The 19,872-nt window shown below is 42.5% G+C and carries 22 protein-coding genes; 20 read left to right on the plus strand and 2 right to left on the minus strand.

From position 1 onward, the window contains the following. Nucleotides 1-181: 181 nt before the first annotated feature. Entirely contained in the window at nt 182-805 is a 624-nt protein-coding gene (locus FQ085_RS16810) for an anthranilate synthase component II (protein ID WP_149457206.1), read from the plus strand. Next, a complete protein-coding gene (gene pabB / locus FQ085_RS16815; RefSeq protein ID WP_149457207.1) occupies nt 780-2,540 on the plus strand; it encodes an aminodeoxychorismate synthase component I in 1,761 nt (586 codons plus the stop codon). Before FQ085_RS16810 ends, pabB begins: the two co-directional genes overlap by 26 nt. Before the next feature lie 66 nt (nt 2,541-2,606). Here pabB and FQ085_RS16820 read toward each other — a convergent pair whose 3' ends face one another. Continuing rightward, the gene (locus tag FQ085_RS16820) at nt 2,607-3,644 is read right to left on the minus strand and encodes a PTS sugar transporter subunit IIC (protein ID WP_149457208.1); all 1,038 of its coding nucleotides are present in this window, start codon (nt 3,642-3,644) and stop codon (nt 2,607-2,609) included. Nucleotides 3,645-3,884: 240 nt separating this feature from the next. Here FQ085_RS16820 and FQ085_RS16825 point away from each other — a divergent pair, with 240 nt between their 5' ends. The 15 genes from FQ085_RS16825 to FQ085_RS16895 all read left to right on the plus strand — a co-directional run bounded on the left by FQ085_RS16825 (nt 3,885) and on the right by FQ085_RS16895 (nt 17,246). After that, nucleotides 3,885-4,562 carry a GntR family transcriptional regulator gene (locus FQ085_RS16825; protein ID WP_410477417.1) on the plus strand — a complete coding sequence of 226 codons (678 nt, stop codon included), beginning with the start codon at nt 3,885-3,887 and terminating at the stop codon, nt 4,560-4,562. Nucleotides 4,563-4,744: 182 nt separating this feature from the next. Beyond that, nucleotides 4,745-5,167, plus strand: a complete 423-nt coding sequence (gene phnG, locus FQ085_RS16830; protein WP_149457210.1) for a phosphonate C-P lyase system protein PhnG — start codon at nt 4,745-4,747, stop codon at nt 5,165-5,167. Between the two features lie 37 nt (nt 5,168-5,204). Continuing rightward, nucleotides 5,205-5,801: a phosphonate C-P lyase system protein PhnH gene (gene phnH, locus FQ085_RS16835; RefSeq protein WP_149457211.1), complete on the plus strand. Its 597-nt coding sequence runs from the start codon at nt 5,205-5,207 to the stop codon at nt 5,799-5,801. Continuing rightward, a complete protein-coding gene (locus FQ085_RS16840; protein WP_058384031.1) occupies nt 5,802-6,917 on the plus strand; it encodes a carbon-phosphorus lyase complex subunit PhnI in 1,116 nt (371 codons plus the stop codon). It abuts the gene before it with no gap. Beyond that, the gene (locus FQ085_RS16845; RefSeq protein ID WP_149457212.1) at nt 6,907-7,773 is read left to right on the plus strand and encodes an alpha-D-ribose 1-methylphosphonate 5-phosphate C-P-lyase PhnJ; all 867 of its coding nucleotides are present in this window, start codon (nt 6,907-6,909) and stop codon (nt 7,771-7,773) included. The genes FQ085_RS16840 and FQ085_RS16845 overlap by 11 nt, the downstream gene beginning before the upstream one ends. Further along, nucleotides 7,766-8,605, plus strand: coding sequence for an ATP-binding cassette domain-containing protein (locus FQ085_RS16850; RefSeq protein ID WP_058384033.1), 840 nt, complete (start codon nt 7,766-7,768; stop codon nt 8,603-8,605). Before FQ085_RS16845 ends, FQ085_RS16850 begins: the two co-directional genes overlap by 8 nt. Before the next feature lie 13 nt (nt 8,606-8,618). Further along, nucleotides 8,619-9,800: a phosphonate metabolism protein PhnM gene (gene phnM / locus FQ085_RS16855; RefSeq protein WP_149457213.1), complete on the plus strand. Its 1,182-nt coding sequence runs from the start codon at nt 8,619-8,621 to the stop codon at nt 9,798-9,800. A 579-nt stretch (nt 9,801-10,379) separates the two neighbouring features. After that, the gene (locus FQ085_RS16860) at nt 10,380-11,105 is read left to right on the plus strand and encodes a phosphonate C-P lyase system protein PhnL (RefSeq protein ID WP_058384035.1); all 726 of its coding nucleotides are present in this window, start codon (nt 10,380-10,382) and stop codon (nt 11,103-11,105) included. Beyond that, nucleotides 11,095-11,910 (plus strand): PHP domain-containing protein, encoded by an 816-nt coding sequence (locus tag FQ085_RS16865; protein WP_149457251.1) that lies wholly within the window; start codon nt 11,095-11,097, stop codon nt 11,908-11,910. Before FQ085_RS16860 ends, FQ085_RS16865 begins: the two co-directional genes overlap by 11 nt. A gap of 102 nt (nt 11,911-12,012) precedes the next feature. After that, nucleotides 12,013-13,053, plus strand: a complete 1,041-nt coding sequence (locus tag FQ085_RS16870; RefSeq protein ID WP_149457214.1) for a PhnD/SsuA/transferrin family substrate-binding protein — start codon at nt 12,013-12,015, stop codon at nt 13,051-13,053. A 77-nt stretch (nt 13,054-13,130) separates the two neighbouring features. Beyond that, on the plus strand, nt 13,131-13,913 hold the full coding sequence (gene phnC, locus FQ085_RS16875; protein ID WP_149457215.1) for a phosphonate ABC transporter ATP-binding protein: 783 nt from the start codon (nt 13,131-13,133) through the stop codon (nt 13,911-13,913). Between the two features lie 12 nt (nt 13,914-13,925). Then, nucleotides 13,926-14,714, plus strand: a complete 789-nt coding sequence (gene phnE / locus FQ085_RS16880) for a phosphonate ABC transporter, permease protein PhnE (RefSeq protein WP_071152837.1) — start codon at nt 13,926-13,928, stop codon at nt 14,712-14,714. Continuing rightward, a complete protein-coding gene (gene phnE, locus FQ085_RS16885; RefSeq protein ID WP_149457216.1) occupies nt 14,714-15,556 on the plus strand; it encodes a phosphonate ABC transporter, permease protein PhnE in 843 nt (280 codons plus the stop codon). Before phnE (FQ085_RS16880) ends, phnE (FQ085_RS16885) begins: the two co-directional genes overlap by 1 nt. 108 nt (nt 15,557-15,664) lie before the next feature. Further along, on the plus strand, nt 15,665-16,408 hold the full coding sequence (locus FQ085_RS16890) for an SDR family NAD(P)-dependent oxidoreductase (RefSeq protein ID WP_149457217.1): 744 nt from the start codon (nt 15,665-15,667) through the stop codon (nt 16,406-16,408). A gap of 151 nt (nt 16,409-16,559) precedes the next feature. After that, nucleotides 16,560-17,246, plus strand: a complete 687-nt coding sequence (locus tag FQ085_RS16895; protein ID WP_149457218.1) for a FusB/FusC family EF-G-binding protein — start codon at nt 16,560-16,562, stop codon at nt 17,244-17,246. A gap of 69 nt (nt 17,247-17,315) precedes the next feature. On the opposite strand, the gene FQ085_RS16900 is transcribed toward FQ085_RS16895, so the two are convergent. Next, entirely contained in the window at nt 17,316-17,672 is a 357-nt protein-coding gene (locus FQ085_RS16900; protein WP_071152833.1) for a hypothetical protein, read from the minus strand. A gap of 220 nt (nt 17,673-17,892) precedes the next feature. Here FQ085_RS16900 and FQ085_RS16905 point away from each other — a divergent pair, with 220 nt between their 5' ends. Genes FQ085_RS16905 through FQ085_RS16915 form a run of 3 tightly spaced genes read left to right on the plus strand, consistent with a single transcriptional unit; the run spans nt 17,893 to nt 19,843 of the window. After that, complete coding sequence (locus FQ085_RS16905; RefSeq protein ID WP_149457219.1) at nt 17,893-18,462, plus strand: bifunctional transcriptional activator/DNA repair enzyme AdaA; 570 nt, start codon at nt 17,893-17,895, stop codon at nt 18,460-18,462. After that, nucleotides 18,459-19,355, plus strand: a complete 897-nt coding sequence (locus tag FQ085_RS16910) for a DNA-3-methyladenine glycosylase family protein (protein WP_149457220.1) — start codon at nt 18,459-18,461, stop codon at nt 19,353-19,355. Before FQ085_RS16905 ends, FQ085_RS16910 begins: the two co-directional genes overlap by 4 nt. After that, nucleotides 19,352-19,843: a methylated-DNA--[protein]-cysteine S-methyltransferase gene (locus FQ085_RS16915; RefSeq protein ID WP_058384045.1), complete on the plus strand. Its 492-nt coding sequence runs from the start codon at nt 19,352-19,354 to the stop codon at nt 19,841-19,843. The genes FQ085_RS16910 and FQ085_RS16915 overlap by 4 nt, the downstream gene beginning before the upstream one ends. Nucleotides 19,844-19,872 lie beyond the last annotated feature (29 nt).

Here is a 19,872-nt window from a genome sequence, read left to right on the forward strand (position 1 = left end):
AGTAAAAGCAGGCTAATTGGAACGGGGGCGGAAAAGGGCAAATATCACTACGCTAAATTCGTCGCAAAGACATTGCTCAAGCTCTTGTATTTGCTATGGATAAATTTCCATCAAACGCTTTTCACAGCGTATAATAAAAATAGCGAAACGATTCACTAAAGTAGAGTTAAGAGGTGTGCCCGTGATTATCATCATCGATAACCAAGATTCATTTACTTATAATCTCGTTCATTATTTTGAGCAGTTGGACGACGCTGTAATCGTTTTTCAAAATGACGAACTTACTGTAACACGACTAGAAAACCTCGCGCCGGACCTTATTGTACTGTCACCTGGACCTGGACGTCCGACTGCAACTGGCGCGAGTCAAGCTGTATTGAAAGAGCTAAGTGGGCAGATCCCAATACTAGGTGTTTGCCTTGGCCATCAAACCATTATTGAACATTTTGGAGGACAGGTTGTAAAAGGAAGTCGGCCAATGCACGGGAAAGTTTCCATCTTAACGCATGATGAAGGCGGATTGTTTAAGGGAATAGCCAATCCAACAGCTGTCACTCGCTATCATTCACTAGTAGCAGAAGAACCTCTTCCTACCTGTTTAGTCGTGACCGCACGTTCAGAAGACGGAGCTGTCATGGCCGTTCGGCACGAAAGCATGCCGGTTGAAGGCATACAGTTTCATCCAGAATCGATTTTAACAGCTGAAGGCTTTGCCATGCTGAAAAATTGCTATGAACTTGCGAAGTGGTGGAAAGAAAATAATAAGGGAGGTGCTGGAAATGTCAAACCCTCACCTATTGTATGAGTTTCGAAATGAAGCTGGCGAAATTGAACCGCTTTTTTTTAGCGAGCCAGTAAGCATCTTCGAAACAGCTGTATTAGCGGAAGTCCCAACAATGATGGATAAGGTAGAGAAGGCAGTCGGAGATGGCTTTTACGCAGCGGGCTATGTTTCTTATGAAGCAGCTCCAGCTTTTCACCCCGAAATGCGCGTGCAGTCACGAGGGGAAATGCCACTCGTTTGGTTTGGCATTTTCAATGAACCCCAACAATATGCACCTGTTGAAGAACTACAAACATATGCCGTTTCAGAATGGAACATGACGAGCTCTATCGATCACTATAAAACAGGCATTCAGCAAATCAAGCAGGCAATTGAAAGAGGTGACACGTACCAAGTAAATTACACAGAACGGCTGTCTGCAAAGTTCACAGGGAACGATTTGGCATTTTATCGTCAACTAGCGAGAAATCAACAAGCAGATTACGGGGCCTATTTAAACCTCGGCAGGTTCCGTGTACTTTCCGCATCTCCAGAACTGTTTTTTAAAGTGCAGGGAGGCAAAATTACTGCCAAACCAATGAAAGGCACAGCATCAAGAGGTCGCACGACACATGAAGATAGCGAGCACATAAAGGCATTAGTAAGTTCTGAAAAAGAACAGGCTGAGAATTTAATGATTGTTGATTTGCTTCGAAACGATATGAGCCGATTAGCTAAAAAAGGAACAGTCAAAACAGAGGCACTGTTTACAGTAGAAACGTATCCAACAGTTCATCAGTTAACATCTACAGTTCAAGCGGAACTAGATGAAACAGCGACAATTTTAAACTGGTTTCAAGCCTTATTTCCATGTGGTTCGATTACCGGTGCACCTAAAATTAGCACGATGAAATACATAGCTGATTTAGAACAAACACCACGAGAAGTATATTGTGGCGCTATCGGATTTATAACGCCTGAAAAACAAGCCGTCTTTAATGTGCCAATTCGAACCGTTGTCATCGACCGGGAAAGAGATACTGCGCGTTTCGGAGTGGGTGGGGGTATTACATGGGATTCAACTTCTGAAGGGGAATTTCAAGAACTTCATACAAAGGCACAGGTGCTAACAGCGAAACGGCCTGTGTTTCATTTGTTAGAATCCTTGAAACTAGAAGACGGAAATTATCCATTGCTGCCGTATCATTTAGCTCGTCTTAAAGATTCCGCAGAATATTTTCATTTCCCGGGAAATATTCAGAAAATCGAAAGTGAATTAGGGAGACTTGCAGAGAAACATGCAGTAGGGTTATACAAAATTCGGTTGCTAGTGGATAAAGACGGTCAAATAGAGCTGCAAGCACAAAACATAATACCCATCGCTCAACCAGTCAAGTGCATCTGGGCGCCTCGCGCGGTAGATAGTCGTGATCCATTTTTATTCCATAAAACGACGCATCGTGATGTATACGAGCAGGCGTCTGGAAAACTACCAGAAGGAATATTTTCGGCCATTTTATGGAATGAACAGCAGCAGATTACAGAATTTACGATTGGGAACGCAGTGCTCGAAAAAAACGGTAAGTTTTTTACGCCTCCGGTTTCTTGCGGCTTGTTAGCAGGAACATTTCGACAGCAATTGGTGGACCAGCAAGTTATCGAAGAAAAAATGATAACTAAAGAAGAACTGGCTGACTGCGACGCTTTATGGTTGGTCAATAGTGTACGAGGATGGCTAGCTGTAGAGCTAGTAAATGACTACGGTGTAACTGTTTGACGCTGTAGCGTGTGAAAATGAAAAAGCCCAGCCGAGAAAAAATTCTCTCGCTGGGCTTTTTCGTTTTTATTCAAAATCAACTTTGTAATCATCAGCTTTAATTATTTTCAGCTTACGTGTGAAGATGTACAGCAAACCAACATTCAAAATGACTGGAAGTACTAGAAATGTACTGAGCATGACTGCAACATTACGGCCACTCCAACCACCTTCTGCAAGGTTTATGTAATTCAATGGACCAACGAGACCAGACAATCCAAAACCGGTACTATAAGGAGTGCCTTGTATGTTCAAGATGCCGGCCAAAGCGCCTAGAACAGCAGCTGTAATGACCATGGGTATGGCGATTTGTGGTTTCATTAAAAAGTTTTTCATTTGAATTTTCGGAGACCCCAGTACGTGCACGAGTGCGGTTCCTAGAGAATTGGCTTTATAGCTCGAAATAGCCAAGCCGATCCCCGCTGCCACGATCCCCAAATTTGCAGCGCCTGCCCCGACACCAGACAGCATGATAACTGTAGCAATCCCAACGGTTGATACCGGGAGTAGAATGACAACGCAAAAAATCATTGCAATAACAGCCCCCATTACTATGGGCTGCAAAGAAGTAGTATGCGCGACCAGTGAGCCGATCAACCCAGTCGATTGTTTCATCATTGGTAGCAATAAATAACCAATCATTCCGGGAATCATAATACTTAAAGTAGGCATTAATAGAATCGCGTACGCTTTTAGTTTATCGCCGATTAATTGGACAAACAACACTGCCAATGCCGCTGTAATGGCAATATTGACGACAATGCCAATCCCATTTAACGTCATAACGCCTTCTGCCGTTTTTTCGACGACACCGCTACCAACCATAGCTGCAATGCCGACACTTGCTGTTTGAATTGGAGTTAATTTAAAAGAAATACCAACCATGACGCCAACTGTTACGGGCAATAGGCTCATGGTGAAAATTGTAATATCAAACAAATGCTGCAATGGAGGAAAGTGCGGGATCAATAGCTTTAAAATCTCGCCTAATAATGCGTTGGGAATTAGGGCTACGACCACGCCAATACTTACACCATTCAACAGTTTACTCATAAACTCTTTCATCTCTGCAACTCCTACCTTGCTTAGTTAAATTATGTTACTACTATAATGAATACTAGAGTATAAAGCAATGAAAATTTAGTGAATTAACGCGTTGGTGTACGAAAGTATTTAATTGAGCAGAATAAAGACAATAAACTAACTAAAATTGAAAATAGCGTATAATGACCATAGTGAAAGTAGATAGAAAAGGGAGGGGTATTTATTTCGGTTGATAAAGAGACGCAAATTTTAGATGAGTTAATGGAAAAAATCACATTAAAAAAGTTTGTTGCTGGTGAAAAATTGCCTTCAGAAAACGAACTAGCGAATTGGTATGGCGTGCCCCGTATGACTGTCCGCGCAGCGTTGACTAAGCTAGAAGAACGTGGTTTTATCTTTTCAAAACAAGGCAAAGGAAGATTTTTAAAAGAAAAGTCTACGCTGATTAAGTTGCATTTAACCGGAAAAGTGAGTTTTACTGAAAAAATGCAACAAGCCGGTTATGATTTGAAGACGCGTCTTATTTGTTGTGAAGAAGCTCCGTACGAAGAAAAAATTTACAAGTTGTTGGAGTGTGAACCAACAGACAAGGTCTACAAGGTTTCAAGAATTCGGATAATCGGTGGACAGCCCATTGCTATTCATCATTCTTTTGTCAGTGAGAAAATATTTTCTGAAATAGCAACAGAAGGACCTCATATTCGTTCAATGTTTGCATACTATCGACAACATGGCTATAGAAAATTTGTCGACAGCAACACCCTATTAAGCATCTCTTTTCCAACTTCGGCAGAGCAACAGCTCCTGCTTTGTAAAAGCATGGTGCCTCTTTTGCTAGTAGAGAATGACTGTATTGATGAAAAGACGGGTAAAGTGCTTGAGCATACGAAAATTTTGTATCGCAGTGATAAATTTACATACGATATTACGATGAATTAAACAAGTCACACTCGCTCATACATAATAAAAATAAAAGCAGGTAGAGAAAACGATTCAGTTTCCTCTACCTGCTTTTTGGGTTGTCCAATTGTTAAGCGCCTTTACAAAAGCTTAACGACAGCTTAAAACACGGCCACTTGGCGACAAGTTACGATGAACTTACAGACGAGGAGGCAGTGAACATGAAAAGACGCAGACGAACAGAAATTCTTATTCAAGGCGATGGCAGATTGGCAAAAGAAATGGCAACCAGTGTCACAAATAAATACGAATGTCGTGAAGTAACACCTCCTGAACAAGGAATGATTATGGTGAAGATGAGAGAATCTGCTAAAAACTCTTTGTTTTATATGGGGGAAGTCCTAATAACAGAAGCAAAAGTAGAAATTTCAGGAGAAATTGGGACAGGTCTAATAGTCGGAATGGACGAACTGCGCGCTGAATATTTGGCGATTATTGATGCAGCCTTTAAAGCGCAACTTCCTGAAATGGGGGAATGGGAACTAAGATTACTAGAAGAAGAACGGCAAATCAACAAAGCCAAAGCCCAGCAACAAGCTGAACTTTTCAAAACAAAAGTTAACTTCGAAACGATGGAAGTCTAAGCAACAGCCTAAAAACTAACTGAGCAGGAGAGATAATATGGCGATTGATCGAATACATGACTTGCAGCAAGTTTATCGAAAAATAGTACATAGTATGTCACGACCAGGAACTATTTCTACCATTAAACAACAAACAAAAAATGTGGACGTTGATTTTGGCTGTACGGACGCACTTATTTTGAGTGCGATGGCACTGTTGGATGCTGAAGTCACGTTTCATGTAATAGCGAAAAATAGAACAGACTTAATCGGTAAAATTTCTGAGTATACTTCAGCTCGTTTTGCATCAGTGCAAGAAGCCGATTTTATTATCGTCTTAAAAGATGATAAAGAAATAGACATTTTAGAGGCGATGATACAGTGCAAAATCGGTAATTTGATTGATCCGCATCAATCGGCAACTTGGATCATTGAAAGTGCGGATTTGGTTAATGAAGGGCCCCTGCAGTTGACTGGACCAGGAATACGGACAGAAGATTACTTACAAACCGGCCAATCCAATCAGTTTTGGCAAACGAGAGACAGTCGCATCAAAGAGTATCCAATGGGCATCGATCTCATTTTTGCAGACAAAGCGGCTCAAATCGCTTGTATACCGAGAAGCGTTTCGGCAATTCCGATGGAGGTGAAATAGATGGGCTATGTTCCTGTAAAAGGTGGAACTCAGGCGATTGATGCTTCGATTAAACGCCTGACGTACGAACGATTAAAAGGTCAAGAAATTTTAGAAATCAAGACAATTTTGTCGACAATGGGCAGTATGGTGGATCAAGTAATGTCGGAAAGCAGTCTGTACTCACCAGAACTAGCAGCTTTGGCTATCAAACAAGGTGAAGGCAGTATGGAAGAAGCCGTTTTCTTGATGCGTGCGCATCGTTCGACTTTGCCGCGTCATTACTATAGTGAGACGGTCGAAGTTGAGACGATGCTTGTCGAACGGCGAATATCGGCAAGCTTTAAAGACATTCCCGGTGGCCAATTGTTAGGTGCTACGTACGATTACACACACCGTTTGCTGGACTTCGGAATGATGGAAGAAAACGCTGAAGTTAATCGAAAGTGGCTGCAAGATTACCGAGACAGTTTGTCAGTCATCCAATCGGGACAAGAGGTTGTCTATTTCCCAAAAGTTGTCGACTACCTACGTGAAGAAGGCTTGTTCGAAACATTCGAACCGGATAATGCGCAACCTACTGATGTTACTAAACAAAGTTTGCAGTTTCCAACAACGAGAAGTGCCCGTTTACAAGTAATGACACGGGGCCAAACAGGAGCTGTTACTTCATTTGGATATGCATCGTTACGAGGATATGGAGAAGTCCATCCGACTGTCGGCGAAGTTCGTGTCGGAAAAGTTCCAATTTATACAGCTCATCCGAACAAAACGGATTTGGACCCCGAAGACCAATTTTATATCGGTGAAATACGCATAACCGAAGTAGAGTCATTTGTACCGGTCACTGTAAAAAACACCAACAATGAAGATGCATTGGAATTTGAAATTGGTTACGGTGTTTGTTACGGCCAAAACGAAACCAAAGCGATTGCGATGAGTATTCTAGATCAGTGCCTAGAACATCCAAACACCGAATTCCCAACTCATGACGAGGAGTTCGTCTTATTACATATCGATTCAGTAGAATCTACTGGTTTTATTTCTCATTTGAAATTACCGCATTACGTCACGTTTCAATCTAAACTAGACAGTATTCGCCAAGTAAAAAAGGAGGGAACGGCAGTTGAGAGCTAATACGCATTTTGCCTTTTTTGATGAAGGTTCTAAAAAAGAGATTCGACGAGCTACATTGAAAGCTGTGGCGATTCCGGGATACCAAGTACCTTTCGCTTCAAGGGAAATGCCGATTGCACGTGGTTGGGGAACAGGCGGCCTGCAGTTGACGCTGTCTTTAATCGGCCAATCGGATGTACTAAAAGTCATCGACCAAGGGGCTGACGAGTCAGTCAATGCAGTCAGTATTAAAAAACTCGTTCAAGAAACGACAGGTGTTCAACTCACTGATCAAACTGAAAATGCTGATTTGATTCAGTCACGCCACCGAATCCCTGAAGTGCCGTTGACAAAAGATCAAATCCTAATTCTTCAAGTACCTATACCTGAACCTTTGCGACCTGTTGAAGCAAGCGAATACAAAACAAAGCGCATGCATGCTGAAGATGATTATAGCGGAGCTTGGCTAATGTTGTTCGAGCAAATTGTGAAATACGGCAAAACCGCAACTTATGCAGATCATCCAGTTTATGTGAATGGACGCTATGTCATGGCACCAAGTCCGATTCCGCGTTTTGACAATCCTAAAATGCATCATTCAGAAGCCTTGATTTTACTCGGTGCGGGACGTGAAAAGAAAATTTACGCCGTTCCACCTTATACAGCTGTCGAATCATTAGCATTTAATGATTATCCGTTTGCTGTCGAATCATTTAATGGACAAGGATGCCGTCTTTGCGGCACAGGAGACGTTTTCTTAGATGAATTAATTGATCAAGAAACAGGGAAAACTGTCTACCAATGCAACGACACGAGTTATTGTATGGATCAGTTGAACAGCAAAGAGAAAGTCGGGGTGACGAGCAGCTATGCGTGAAGAACCCATTTTGAAAGTCCGCAATTTACGCAAACAATTTGGACCCGGTTGTCCCCATTGCGACAATTTGGATGCCGCTCAATTAGAGAAAAATTTCTGTGCGAAATGTGGCACAGTTTATGCAGTGCGCGATGTATCTCTTGATTTATACCCAGGCGAAATTCTAGGAATTGTCGGAGAAAGCGGAAGCGGGAAATCAACGTTAATGCAATGTCTTTACTTTGACACTGACGTTGCATCAGGGAATGCGTATATTGATAAACCCGCTTTAGCTGGTATCAATGTATTTGAATTGTCTTCTCAACAAAAGCGTTCCATTCGCAACCACGACTACGGAATGGTTTACCAGAATCCAGTCCATGGGTTAAAAATGAATTTTTCTTCTGTCGGAAATATTGCTGAAAAACTAATTGCAGCAGGCAATCGAAATGTTGGGGAAATGGAAATGATCAGCAAAAGATTGCTTGATAATGTCCATATTCCACTCCACCGCATGAAAGAAGAACCACGCAATTTTTCAGGAGGAATGCAGCAACGCGTTCAAATTGCAAAAGCATTATCAAATAATCCTCCTATTCTATTTTTAGATGAAGTGACGACCGGTCTCGATTTATCTGTACAAGCCAATGTTTTGGATTTAATTAAAAAAATACAACGGGAACTTGGCATCAGCATGATCGTCGTGTCACACGATTTGGCAGTTATTCGCATGCTTGCAGACCGAACGATTGTCATGCTAAACGGCGAAATTATCGAACAAGGATTGACCGATCAAGTATTAGAAGACCCACAACATGCATACACGCAGCAACTTGTGTACTCACTACTCTAGGAGGATCGATACTTTGTATATTATTCATAACGGCAAAATCGTAACCGAGCAAACGATACTAGAAGGATTTGTAGTCGTAGTTGAAGGAGAACTTATCCGCGCAATCATTCCTAAAGAGCAAATCGGTGATTATCCAGAAGCCCGACTGATTGATGCCCGCGGAGGATACATCTCTCCCGGCTTTATCGACATTCATTCTGATTACATCGAAACAATCGCTTCACCGCGTCCGACAAGCATGATGGATTTTGATATTAGTTTACGAGAAGCGGAAAAAATTCTCATCAGCCATGGCATCACGACAATGTTTCATTCGCTATCGTTCTATAAAGAAGATGTCTTTTCACACAAGCCGATGCGCAACCCTACGAACATCCAGCGAATGGTAGATGCTATCGAAACGACGCATAACCGACTGCATTTAATTCGCCACCGTTTGCATGCACGCTTTGAAATCGACAACATCGATGAAGTAGACCAGTTGGTGAAAAACATTGAAGATGGCAAAGTACATTTGCTGTCATTTATGGACCACACACCCGGGCAAGGCCAGTACCGCAATCTAGAAGTCTACCGAGAAACGTTAAAGGGCTACCGAGACATTTCAGATGAAGACGTCAATGTCCTCATTGCAGAGCGACAAAGCATGGAATGCCTAACAACTCAAAAAATAAAAGAAGTAGCAGATATTGCACGGGCTCATGGAATCGCGGTCGCTTCACATGATGACGATGACATTAAAAAACTCGATTTGGTAAAAAGCTTTGGCACAACCATCAGCGAATTTCCCATCACACTAGAAGTTGCGGCAAAAGCAAAAGAATTGGGCATTCATACCATTGCCGGCGCTCCAAACGTCATGCTAGGTGGCTCGCATTCAGGCAACCTATCCGCTGCAGAAGCTATCAGCCAAGGGTGTATGGACATTTTATGCAGCGATTACTACCCACCCGCGCTGCTGCACGCCGTCTTTGACCTTCACGAGAAGTATGGCAACAACTTACACAAGATGTTCATGATGGTTACCTTGAATCCCGCAAAAGCAGTGAAAATGGACGATGAACTAGGCTCCATTAAAGTCGGAAAAAGAGCGGACCTCCTAGTAATCGAGCGAATGGACGACGGCTACCCAATGCTAACCACCACAATGGTCAACGGCGTATTGATCACCACAACAAACTACCGAATTAAATAAGAAAAGCGCAAGCGCCCGTGTAGATTCGACGGGCATAAGACAAACCGGCGAAGCGGCGTACTTTGCCGCACAGCTGGGTTGACTTATGACCCTAGAATCTGGGCGCTGGAGACTGGACAATAAGAAAAGCGCAAGCGCCCGTGTAGATTCGACGGGCATAAGACAAACCGGCGAAGCGGCGTACTTTGCCGCACAGCTGGGTTGGCTTATGACCCTAGAATCTGGGCGCTGGAGTCTGGACAAAGAAAAGCGCAAGCGCCCGTGTAGCTCCGACAAGCGCTGGAAGCTTGGCCAGTCATGGCGTTCTTCAGCCATTAGTGGCCAAGCTGAAGCGACTCGAGGGGCTGGGCGCTGGAGTCTGGACAATAAGAAAAGCGCAAGCGCCCGTGTAGATTCGACGGGCATAAGCTAAGTTTTTACACATAGTAACGGAATGTGACGACGTCTAACGATTCCACAACCCAAGAAGACTATGGTAGTTCTCGCTGGTTGCCTTGACGTGGAGGCGCTCGACTCCTAGGGAACACGAGCGCCTCCACGCTAAGCAGCTGTCTCAAGCTAAAAACAGGAGGCAATACAATGACAATGTTAGAAATAACAGGCTTCGAGAAACGGTTCACAATTCATCATCTAAACAAAATAATGCCAGCTATAAAAGACATCAACTTCTCCTTAAAAGCAGCCGAATTCATTGGCATCGTTGGAAAAAGCGGTAGCGGTAAATCTACCATTCTGAAAAGCATTTACCGTACATACTTACCTGACCGCGGAGAAATTCTCTACAACTCTGCGGCTTTCGGAAAAATCGACCTGTCACATATTACCGAACGACAAATGCTCCATTTGCGAAAATATGAAATCGGCTACGTATCGCAGTTTTTGAACGTCATGCCGAGAACTACGTGTCGTCAATTGGTAACCAACGCTTTACTAGAAATGGGTTCAGCAGCATCAATCGCACACGAAGAAGCGGAAAAAGCATTGGCTCATTTTGAAATTGATCCGAAACTTTGGGATAGCTACCCCAATACATTTTCAGGCGGTGAAAAATTACGTTTGAACATTGCGATGGCAACTGTAAAAAAACCGCGCTTGCTCTTGCTCGATGAACCGACTGCCAGCCTTGATTATCAATCAAAACTGAAAGTGCGGGAAATTATTGAAAAGTTAAAAGCGAATGGCACGACACTTGTTGGAATTTTTCATGATATTGAATTCATGGAAGGGCTTTGCGACAAAGTTTACGACATGCAAACAAGAACACTGACCGTTACTGACAAAGTAGGTGTTGGCACTGAAAGCTGACCTGCATGTACATAGCCACTATTCAGACGGAGCAGATTCGGTCACAGACGTCATAAAAAAAGCCGAAAAAGCAGGAGTCACGACTATCAGCTTTGTCGACCATGACACAGTTGCGGGTTGGCAAGAGCAGCAACGTGTCGCTGAAGCCTATGGAATACAAGCTATACCAGGCATTGAAATTTCGGCTTATGATTTCAAACGACAGCGAAAAGTGCACATACTCGGCTATCATTTCCGTCCGGAAGCATCCGCTATTTCTAAGTTATGCAAAGGACTATCAGAACTTCGCCACAGCCATTCAATGTGGCAGATGGACAGGATCAAAGAAGCAGGATTTCAATTGGATGTAGAAGCAGTTATCGAATCGGCTAACCCTTCAGCCACCGTTTACAAACAGCACATCATGCAACAATTAACAGATGATCATTACATCACTAAAGAATATCAAACCCTTTACAAACGTCTATTTAAAGGGAATGGCGTTGCAGCAGGTGACATGGAGTATGTCGCAGCGGTTGATGCTGTTCGGGCCATTGTCTCTGATGGAGGCGTAGCAGTTGTGGCACATCCTGGACAGTTAAATTCATTTGATTTGATACCTGAATTACTTGATGCAGGTCTTGGTGGAATTGAACGTAATCATTTTGATCATTCACTGGAAGATCAGCAGAAGGTAGAAGAACTAGCGAGGCGATACGGTTTGGTCATGACCGGTGGTAGCGATTATCACGGCGCTTTCGGTACAGCAGTAGAGCCTGGAGCGATTGTTAGTCCTGAAGATCTACCCATCGTTAAAACTCTGTAAAGTTCCTGTAAATTTCAGTATTTTGTCGTGGAAATATGTTGTACTGTAACCAACAAATAGAATTTCTTGTCTATTCCAGACAAACCCAAAGGAGAATCGACTATGACAAAGAGAAGTTCAGCACTGGCTATACTTGTAGGATCAGCTTTACTATTAGGTGCTTGTACAGATGGCAACGCAGAGGCAGGCAAATCAGAAGTTGACGATGTGATCAAAGTAGTTTGGTATCCAAATGAGTCTGGATCGGATATGACATCATCTCGTGATGAAATTGGAGAAGCCATCGAACAAGCAACCGGTAAAGAAGTCGAACATCAGTTAACAACCGATTACGCCATTGCGATTGAAACCATGGTCAACAATAATGCGGATTTGGCGTTTATGGGCGCGCAAGGCTATATTGAAGCCAAAAATGGCAATGATGCAATTGAACCTTTAGTCGTACCAACAGGAGAATCTGGCACGCTTGACGACGCGGTCTACCACAGTTGGTTAGCAGTCAATGCGGACAACCAAGAAGAGTTCATGGTGGATGGAGAATTCTCACTAGACACATTAGAGCAAAAAAAAATGTCCTTTGTTTCTAATAGCTCTACATCAGGGTTTGTTATCCCATCTTCTACCATCATCAATCATTTTGCTGACAAGCCGGGTTATGAAGACTTAGTAGCAGAAGATTTGATGGAAGGTGGTCCGTTGTTTTCTCAAGTGCTTTTTGGGAATTCTCACCAAGGCTCAGCTGTTAATTTACTAAACGACAGTGTAGAAGTGGCATCGTTTTGCGACACTTGTGCTGAAAATTACGTAGAAGTAACAGAAGGCGAAGCCAATAAAGTCGGTTCGATCTATAAAGTTAAAGACGATGCGACTGAACCATTTAACACAGTAGCAGGAAGTGAATTCGCATTGATGGATGTTATTCCTGTGCTCAATGCACCATTTGTAGCCAATTTAGACGTGATGGGTCAAGAAGATTACGATACGTTAAAAGAACTATTCAGTTCAGACGAAATTGCAAACAATGAAAAAATATTCGTTCCGGAAGAATCCGGAAAACCAGGATTGTTCTTCAAGTCAGCAAACGAACGATTTGTATCAGTTGAAGATGAGTGGTTTGATGCCATTCGTAAATTGTCGAAGTAACAACCAAAAGACAGCAGCGCATTCCTTCTACTGGGAATGCGCTGTCTGACAAACGAGGCGAGAAGGAGACGGTAAGCATGGCTTTATTGCAAATCAAAGATCTTGGTAAATCCTATAATCCCCATACGAAAATTCTTCAAGGGCTGAATTTTGAAGTGGAAGCTGGCGAATTTCTTTCTGTAATCGGACCTTCTGGTGCAGGAAAATCGACACTACTTCGATGCATTAACCGGATGGTGGAAATTGATGAAGGACAAGTTATTTTTAACGGTCAGAACGTAGGCGATTTGAATAAAAAAGAACTGCGAAAACTGCGTACTCATATGGGCATGATTTTTCAACATTATAATTTAGTGCCCCGTTTATCGGTCATTGAAAATGTATTGCATGGTCGCTTTGGCTATAAAACGACATTTCAAGGAGTATTGGGTCGATTTACAGAACAAGAAAAAGAACACGCTTTTTTCTTGTTGGAAAAGCTAGGCATTGAAGATCACGCCTATAAACGGTGCGATCAATTAAGTGGCGGTCAACAACAACGCGTCGGTATCGCGCGTTCACTGATTCAAGAACCAAAAATTGTCTTATGTGACGAACCGATTGCCTCACTCGATCCAAATGCCTCAAAAGTTATCATGAATCATTTAAAATCGATTACACAAGAACTCGGCATCACTTGTATCGTCAATCTTCACCAAGTTGAAATTGCCAAAAGTTATTCCGACCGAATCATTGGATTGAACAAAGGCGGAATCGTGTTTGATGGACCAAGTTACCGCTTACACCGAAGTCACACGGACATCATTTACGGTACTGAGACACAGACGAGCCCAGAAATCAGAGAATTGATTACGGTTTAAGGAGCAACTACAGTGAGTGAAAAAACAATAAAAGCCAATCGCAAATGGCACACAATCTTTTTTGTCTTTCTGATTGCTGTGATGACTTTTGCTTCTATCACAATTACCGACTTCAACATTTTTCATGGCATTGCGACTTTGCCAAAAGCCATCGCATGGATTTTCTCGAATATGTGGATTAGCCAGGAAACATGGGAACGCCTGCCAACCATTTTGGAGAAATTGCTAGAAACTGTTCTTGTATCGATTGCAGCCACGACTACAGGAACAGTCGTCGCATTCTTTTTAAGTCTGATGGGATCAAAAACGACAGGGACGAGCACAATTTGGGGTGCATTTGCACGCTTTGTGGCATCTGTATCACGGAATATTCCAGTCGTGGCGTGGGCGCTAATTTTACTGCTGTCATTTGGACAAAACTCAATGACTGGATACTTGGCTTTGTTCGTAGGGTCTGTCGGATTTTTAACGAGAGCTTTTATCGAGTCCATAGACGAAGCGAGTCAAAGTGCTGTCGAGGCGTTACGCGCAACCGGGGCGACATATTTTCAAATTGTTTTTAAAGCGGTTGTGCCGCAATGTTTGCCCCAGCTGATCAGTTGGATCCTATTTATGATTGAAACTAATATTCGCAGTGCGACCTTAGTAGGTATTTTAACGGGTACCGGCATTGGCTACACGTTCGACTTGTATTATAAAACGTTGAATTACAATGCTGTGGCTCTTGTTACCTTTAGCATTATTCTTGCGGTGATTGTCATCGAGCTGATGTCAAACTATATCAGGAAGGTGATTATTTAATGGAGGCAAGTACATACATAAAACGTGGAGCAAGTGGACGAATAGCCATCAAAATGGGAAGCAGACCCGAACGCATCATGAAATGGACGGTTACCACGCTTGTCATATTGACGGTCATTGCCTTTTTGCTATTTGACTACACAGGACTTGATTTGACGACAGCTATTCCAGAAACGCTTGATAACTTAAAAACAATGTTTTTGGAGCCGGCGCTTAGCCATTTCACATGGGGACAAGCCTTTTATCAACTAGGTGTCACGCTAGGACTGGCTTTTTTATCGACAATTCTTGGAGGAATTATTGCCTTTTTCCTAGCTTTGCTTGCAGCTGCCAATTTATCTAAGCCTTGGATTTCAAAAACAGTGCGTATCATGGTGGCTTTTATACGAGCGGTTCCTACGGTCCTGTGGGTATTAATCTTTGCCATTGCTGCAGGACTTGGTAGCGAGGCGGCCATACTTGGGATGTTGTTTCACTCGATTGCCTACTTGGTCAAAGCTTTTTCAGAAGCATTTGAAGAAGTAGATCAAGGTATTATTGAAGCCCTACGCGCAACAGGAGCTAATTGGTGGCATATCGTTATCCATGCCGTTTTGCCTTCAACTTTTACGTATTTATTGTCTTGGACGTTCCTCCGTTTTGAAATTAATTTCTCAGTGGCTGTGGCTATGGGAGCAGCTGCAGGAGCGGGCGGCATTGGTTTCGAATTATTTATGGCTTCGGGATTCTATTTCGATTTACGTGAAGTAGGAATGATTACGTATATGGTGTTAATTTTCGCCATCATTTTGGAGGTTTTCTCCACAAAAATGAAAGACCGTTACTTCCCTGCTGCTAAATAAAAGAGATGAAAAGAAGAGTAACTTTTAAAAAATAATAAGTTGTAATGTTCAGACCATTGAGGTTTAATGAGGAGTGACAGAGTTTTCCAATCCAAGGAGGCAGAACAGATGAACTTAGCAGGAAAAGTGGCAATCGTAACAGGTGGCGCATCCGGAATTGGTTTGGCAACAGCAAAGGCATTTCTTGATAAAGGCGCAAAAGTAGTCATTGCGGATTTTAACGAAGAAGGCGGCAAGCAAGCACAACAGCAACTAGAACAAAGCGATGCTGAAATTGTGTTTGTCAAAGTTGATGTAGCAAGTGAAGAATCGGTTGAACAATTAGTCGCTACTACAGTCGAACGTTACGGCAGAGTTGACATCATGGTCAATAATGCAGGCATCGGTGTACTAGGTGTTACTCATGAGTTGACGTATGAAGACTATCATAAAGTCATCTCCGTCAATCAAGACGGTGTCTTTTTCGGAGCCAAGCATGCGATCAAAAACATGTTAGAACATGGGGGTGGTGGGGTTATTATCAACACGTCTTCTATTTTGGGCTCTGTTGGGGAAGGTGGCGCTTTTGCCTACAACGCCTCAAAAGGGGCTGTAAATCTTATGACCAAATCGTTGGCATTGCAATATGCTGAACACAAAATTCGAGTTAATGCGGTTGCACCAGGTTATGTAGAATCAGGCATGGTTAGTAAAGAAGCTTTGGGTGATTTTTATGATGCTTTAGTGGATAAGCATCCTGTCGGTAGGCTCGGACAGCCAGAAGAAATTGCACACGCGATTGTGTTCTTAGTCGAAAATGAATTTGTGACTGGCAGCACGTTAATGGTCGACGGTGGTTATACGACGCAGTAAATAAGCAAACCAAAAGAGCTGCCACGCGCAGCTTTTTTTTTATGTCTCTAATCGACAATCGGCTAAATGGAAAACCTATACGGGATAAAGTAAAATAAAACCACAAGCAACTTTTTTCCTTATAGACATAAAAAATGTAAGGAGTGATGGCATGATCCATGCAACAGAAACAGATAATCCTATTAATCGCGCAGTAGAGAACCCAAAAGCTTTTATTCGGAATGACCAATACAATTTTATCAAAGACCAAACAAAGATTTTAGTAGTAGGGCAGACGAGTGCAACTGATGCAGAAGTGTTGATTGTATTGCGGCATCTTGCGCACGAAAAAGTCTTTAAACAATTTCCGATACTTACCGATCAACAAAAGAAAATTCTCAACTCATTGGTACAAGTCAAGGAACTGAGCGATGCGGAATCATTTTTAGAACAGCTCCAGCCGTACATCGTGCCATTTAAAGCAGTTACTGCAGATAACGTGAAGAAATTATTTCCTAAAGCGAAAAAGCTAAAAGGGCCAAAGCTAGAAAATACGAACTTCTATAAAACTTCTTATCTTGCTTGGACAGAAAGTGCTAATCTGATGTATTTAGTAGCCGATTTAACAGATCAGCTGATTGGCGTTCAAGGAAGCTTTACGCGCAGTACAAAGCAAGGCATTTGCACCATCTGCAATAGTCATAGCCAAGTGGGGCTGTTCATCGCCAAAACGAAAACTTCAGGATCAGAACAGTTTATCAAACGTGGCAATTATATTTGCCAAGACGCTGAAGTCTGTAACGGTCAGGTCAAAACACTAGACCGACTAAATGACTTTGTTGGACAGTTTCAGAAATAGCGAAAGACAAAAAATCGCCCCTACAGTCGCAAAACGATGTGGGGCGGTTTCTTCATAGAGAACAAGCTATTAAAATGCATATTGGAACAACGCATAATAGAGAGGACCGAGCAATACGAGCATCAGCAGTCCAGAAAAAACGGTCATAGACAGAGTTCCGGCTTCAGCTTCTTCTTCAGTAAATCGGGCTTTGATAAAGAAGAAAAACAGCAAGTCCCACACGACCACTACAGCCAAAACAACTTGCCAGACAATGGGCGTAAAAATTTGAGAGTGCGTGACAAAGCCGAATAAGCCGATCCACGCAATAACTGTGAATGCCAGATCAATTAGAAAAACAGGACTTTTGTAGCCACCGTGAATGAAAAACCCAATCGTTGATGTGGCCAGAAAAGCAGCGTACATGTACCATAAAATTTCTACCATACTATTATTCCTTCTTTCATAGACATGTTACCCATTATAAAAGAAGGTGAAGAAAAATAAAATTCTTTCGCTTGAGATTTTTCAGACTGAAAAGGCAAGATTGAGGATGCATCTTCAGCTGGATGGTTATAGAATAAGAAAAACAGTGAAAAGTTGAAGAAGATTAGCTGAATAAATCAGGAAACGAAAATTTAAGAATGGAGCGGAAGGAAGTGACATCATGGAGACACTGCCATTTTCTTTTGATGAAATGTGGGAGAAGGTTATAGCTTGTGACCGAAAGTATGATGGGCTTTTTTACACTGCGGTGAAAACGACCAAAATCTACTGCAGACCTTCTTGTCGTTCTCGAAAGCCTAAAAAGATCAATGTTGAATTTTATTCGACTATGGATAAAGCACAGGCAAAAGGATTTCGGGCTTGTAAAAGATGTCAACCTGAAACCGAATATTCTCCTGCCGAAGAGCTTACGCGTGAAGTGATGACTTACTTAACCAATCATTATAGAAAAAGCATCAGTCTACAGGAAGTAGCGGATTATGTCGGCATGAGTCCTTCTTATTTAGAGCGTGTATTTAAGCAGGAGACTCTCGAAACACCGCGCTCTTGTTTAGAGAAAATTCGAATCGACAAAGCGGTACAGCTATTGGTGTCTACAGATTTATCCAATCTTGATATATGCTTTAGTGTGGGATTTCAAAGTCCCTCTAATTTTTATAAAATATTCCGTAAGCTCAAAGCCCACTCGCCAAGTGAATTTCGCAAGCTGAGCGAGCCTGTTGCTTTATGACGAAAAAGCAGAGTGAGCTGTATATGGAAATTTCGACACCTGCTGATTTTAATTTTGTGGAATGTCTCGTTCATCTTGGCAGATCTTCACAAGAAAACTTGTACCGGGTTCAAAACGCTCGTGTGACAAAGGTGCTAAAGCTTAACAATGAACTCGTCTTGTTCCACATGACCCCAGTAAAGGGTGCTTTGCGCTTGGCGTTTCCGCTCGGAGCGCCGACTGCCAGCAATAGCGAATTGGTTAGAGCTTACGTTGAGGATTGGTTTGATCTGCAAACGGATCTTCAGGATTTTTACGCAATGGCACAAACAGACTCCCTATTAAGTACATTGGTCCAGCAGTACCGAGGTTTACGAGTCATCGGTGTTCCAGACTTGTTTGAAGCCTTAGTATGGGCAGTTATGGGTCAACAAATCAATCTGACTTTCGCTTATACATTAAAGAAACGATTTGTTGAAAGTTATGGAGAGTCGTTGATTTATGAAGAGGAACGTTATTGGACCTTTCCAAGTCCCGAGAAAATTGCCTTATTGTCTGTTACTGACTTAAGAGCATTGCAATTAACTGGCCGAAAAGCAGAATACATTTTGGGCATTGCTTTAGCGATGACAAATGGTACGCTGAGCAAAGAGCAATTACTACAAGAACAGGACATGGAGCGTTCGTTACTGGAAATCCGAGGCATTGGCGCCTGGTCGGCCAACTATGTCATGATGAAATGCCTGCACAGCCAAATGGCTTTTCCGCTCGCAGATGTCGGCTTACACAACGCGTTAAAAGTTCAGTTGAACATGGAGCGAAAACCAACACAGGTAGAAATTACAAAATTTGCGGAAAAATGGCGAGGCTGGGAAGCCTATGCCACATTCTATTTATGGAGGTCTTTGTTATGAGCCACTTGCATCAGGTTGAATTTGAATCACCGATTGGCATCATCGAAATTGTTGGCACAGACGAGGCAATTCTGTCGATCTCGTTTAGCGAGAAAAGTGAAATTAACTATCCGATTTCTCCAGATAGCCCGCAAGTCATCACCGATTGCCAACAACAGTTGGAAGAATACTTTAAAGGGCAACGCATGAAATTCACGATTCCTTTTCTCTCTACAGGAACCGAATTCCAACGAAAAGTGTGGACTGCGTTAACCGATGTACCTTATGCGGAAACTGTCTCTTACGGCGCTATCGCCAAAGCGGTTGGCAGCGAGAAAGCGGTTCGAGCAGTAGGCAACGCCAACAGCAAAAACAAACTCAGTATTATCGTACCATGCCACCGAATTATTGGAGCAAACGGTAAACTAACGGGTTATGCTGGCACGTTGCCGCGAAAAGAATGGCTACTGGATCACGAGAAAGCCTATAAAGAAAATCAGTCTAAGTAACAATTAAAAAATGCCGAAGAAAAGTATTT

Source organism: Planococcus sp. ANT_H30, assembly GCF_008369335.1.
Taxonomy (GTDB): Bacteria; Bacillota; Bacilli; order Bacillales_A; family Planococcaceae; genus Planococcus; species Planococcus kocurii.

What these genes read in the sequence shown, in the direction of transcription:
- pabB (WP_149457207.1), top strand. Translation starts at nt 780, where the DNA reads ATGTCAAACCCTCACCTATTGTATGAGTTTCGAAATGAAGCTGGCGAA.
- FQ085_RS16820 (WP_149457208.1), bottom strand. Translation starts at nt 3,644, where the DNA reads ATGAAAGAGTTTATGAGTAAACTGTTGAATGGTGTAAGTATTGGCGTG.
- FQ085_RS16825 (WP_410477417.1), top strand. Translation starts at nt 3,885, where the DNA reads ATGGAAAAAATCACATTAAAAAAGTTTGTTGCTGGTGAAAAATTGCCT.
- phnG (WP_149457210.1), top strand. Translation starts at nt 4,745, where the DNA reads ATGAAAAGACGCAGACGAACAGAAATTCTTATTCAAGGCGATGGCAGA.
- phnH (WP_149457211.1), top strand. Translation starts at nt 5,205, where the DNA reads ATGGCGATTGATCGAATACATGACTTGCAGCAAGTTTATCGAAAAATA.
- FQ085_RS16840 (WP_058384031.1), top strand. Translation starts at nt 5,802, where the DNA reads ATGGGCTATGTTCCTGTAAAAGGTGGAACTCAGGCGATTGATGCTTCG.
- FQ085_RS16850 (WP_058384033.1), top strand. Translation starts at nt 7,766, where the DNA reads ATGCGTGAAGAACCCATTTTGAAAGTCCGCAATTTACGCAAACAATTT.
- FQ085_RS16860 (WP_058384035.1), top strand. Translation starts at nt 10,380, where the DNA reads ATGACAATGTTAGAAATAACAGGCTTCGAGAAACGGTTCACAATTCAT.
- FQ085_RS16870 (WP_149457214.1), top strand. Translation starts at nt 12,013, where the DNA reads ATGACAAAGAGAAGTTCAGCACTGGCTATACTTGTAGGATCAGCTTTA.
- phnC (WP_149457215.1), top strand. Translation starts at nt 13,131, where the DNA reads ATGGCTTTATTGCAAATCAAAGATCTTGGTAAATCCTATAATCCCCAT.
- phnE (WP_149457216.1), top strand. Translation starts at nt 14,714, where the DNA reads ATGGAGGCAAGTACATACATAAAACGTGGAGCAAGTGGACGAATAGCC.
- FQ085_RS16890 (WP_149457217.1), top strand. Translation starts at nt 15,665, where the DNA reads ATGAACTTAGCAGGAAAAGTGGCAATCGTAACAGGTGGCGCATCCGGA.
- FQ085_RS16895 (WP_149457218.1), top strand. Translation starts at nt 16,560, where the DNA reads ATGATCCATGCAACAGAAACAGATAATCCTATTAATCGCGCAGTAGAG.
- FQ085_RS16900 (WP_071152833.1), bottom strand. Translation starts at nt 17,672, where the DNA reads ATGGTAGAAATTTTATGGTACATGTACGCTGCTTTTCTGGCCACATCA.
- FQ085_RS16905 (WP_149457219.1), top strand. Translation starts at nt 17,893, where the DNA reads ATGGAGACACTGCCATTTTCTTTTGATGAAATGTGGGAGAAGGTTATA.
- FQ085_RS16910 (WP_149457220.1), top strand. Translation starts at nt 18,459, where the DNA reads ATGACGAAAAAGCAGAGTGAGCTGTATATGGAAATTTCGACACCTGCT.
- FQ085_RS16915 (WP_058384045.1), top strand. Translation starts at nt 19,352, where the DNA reads ATGAGCCACTTGCATCAGGTTGAATTTGAATCACCGATTGGCATCATC.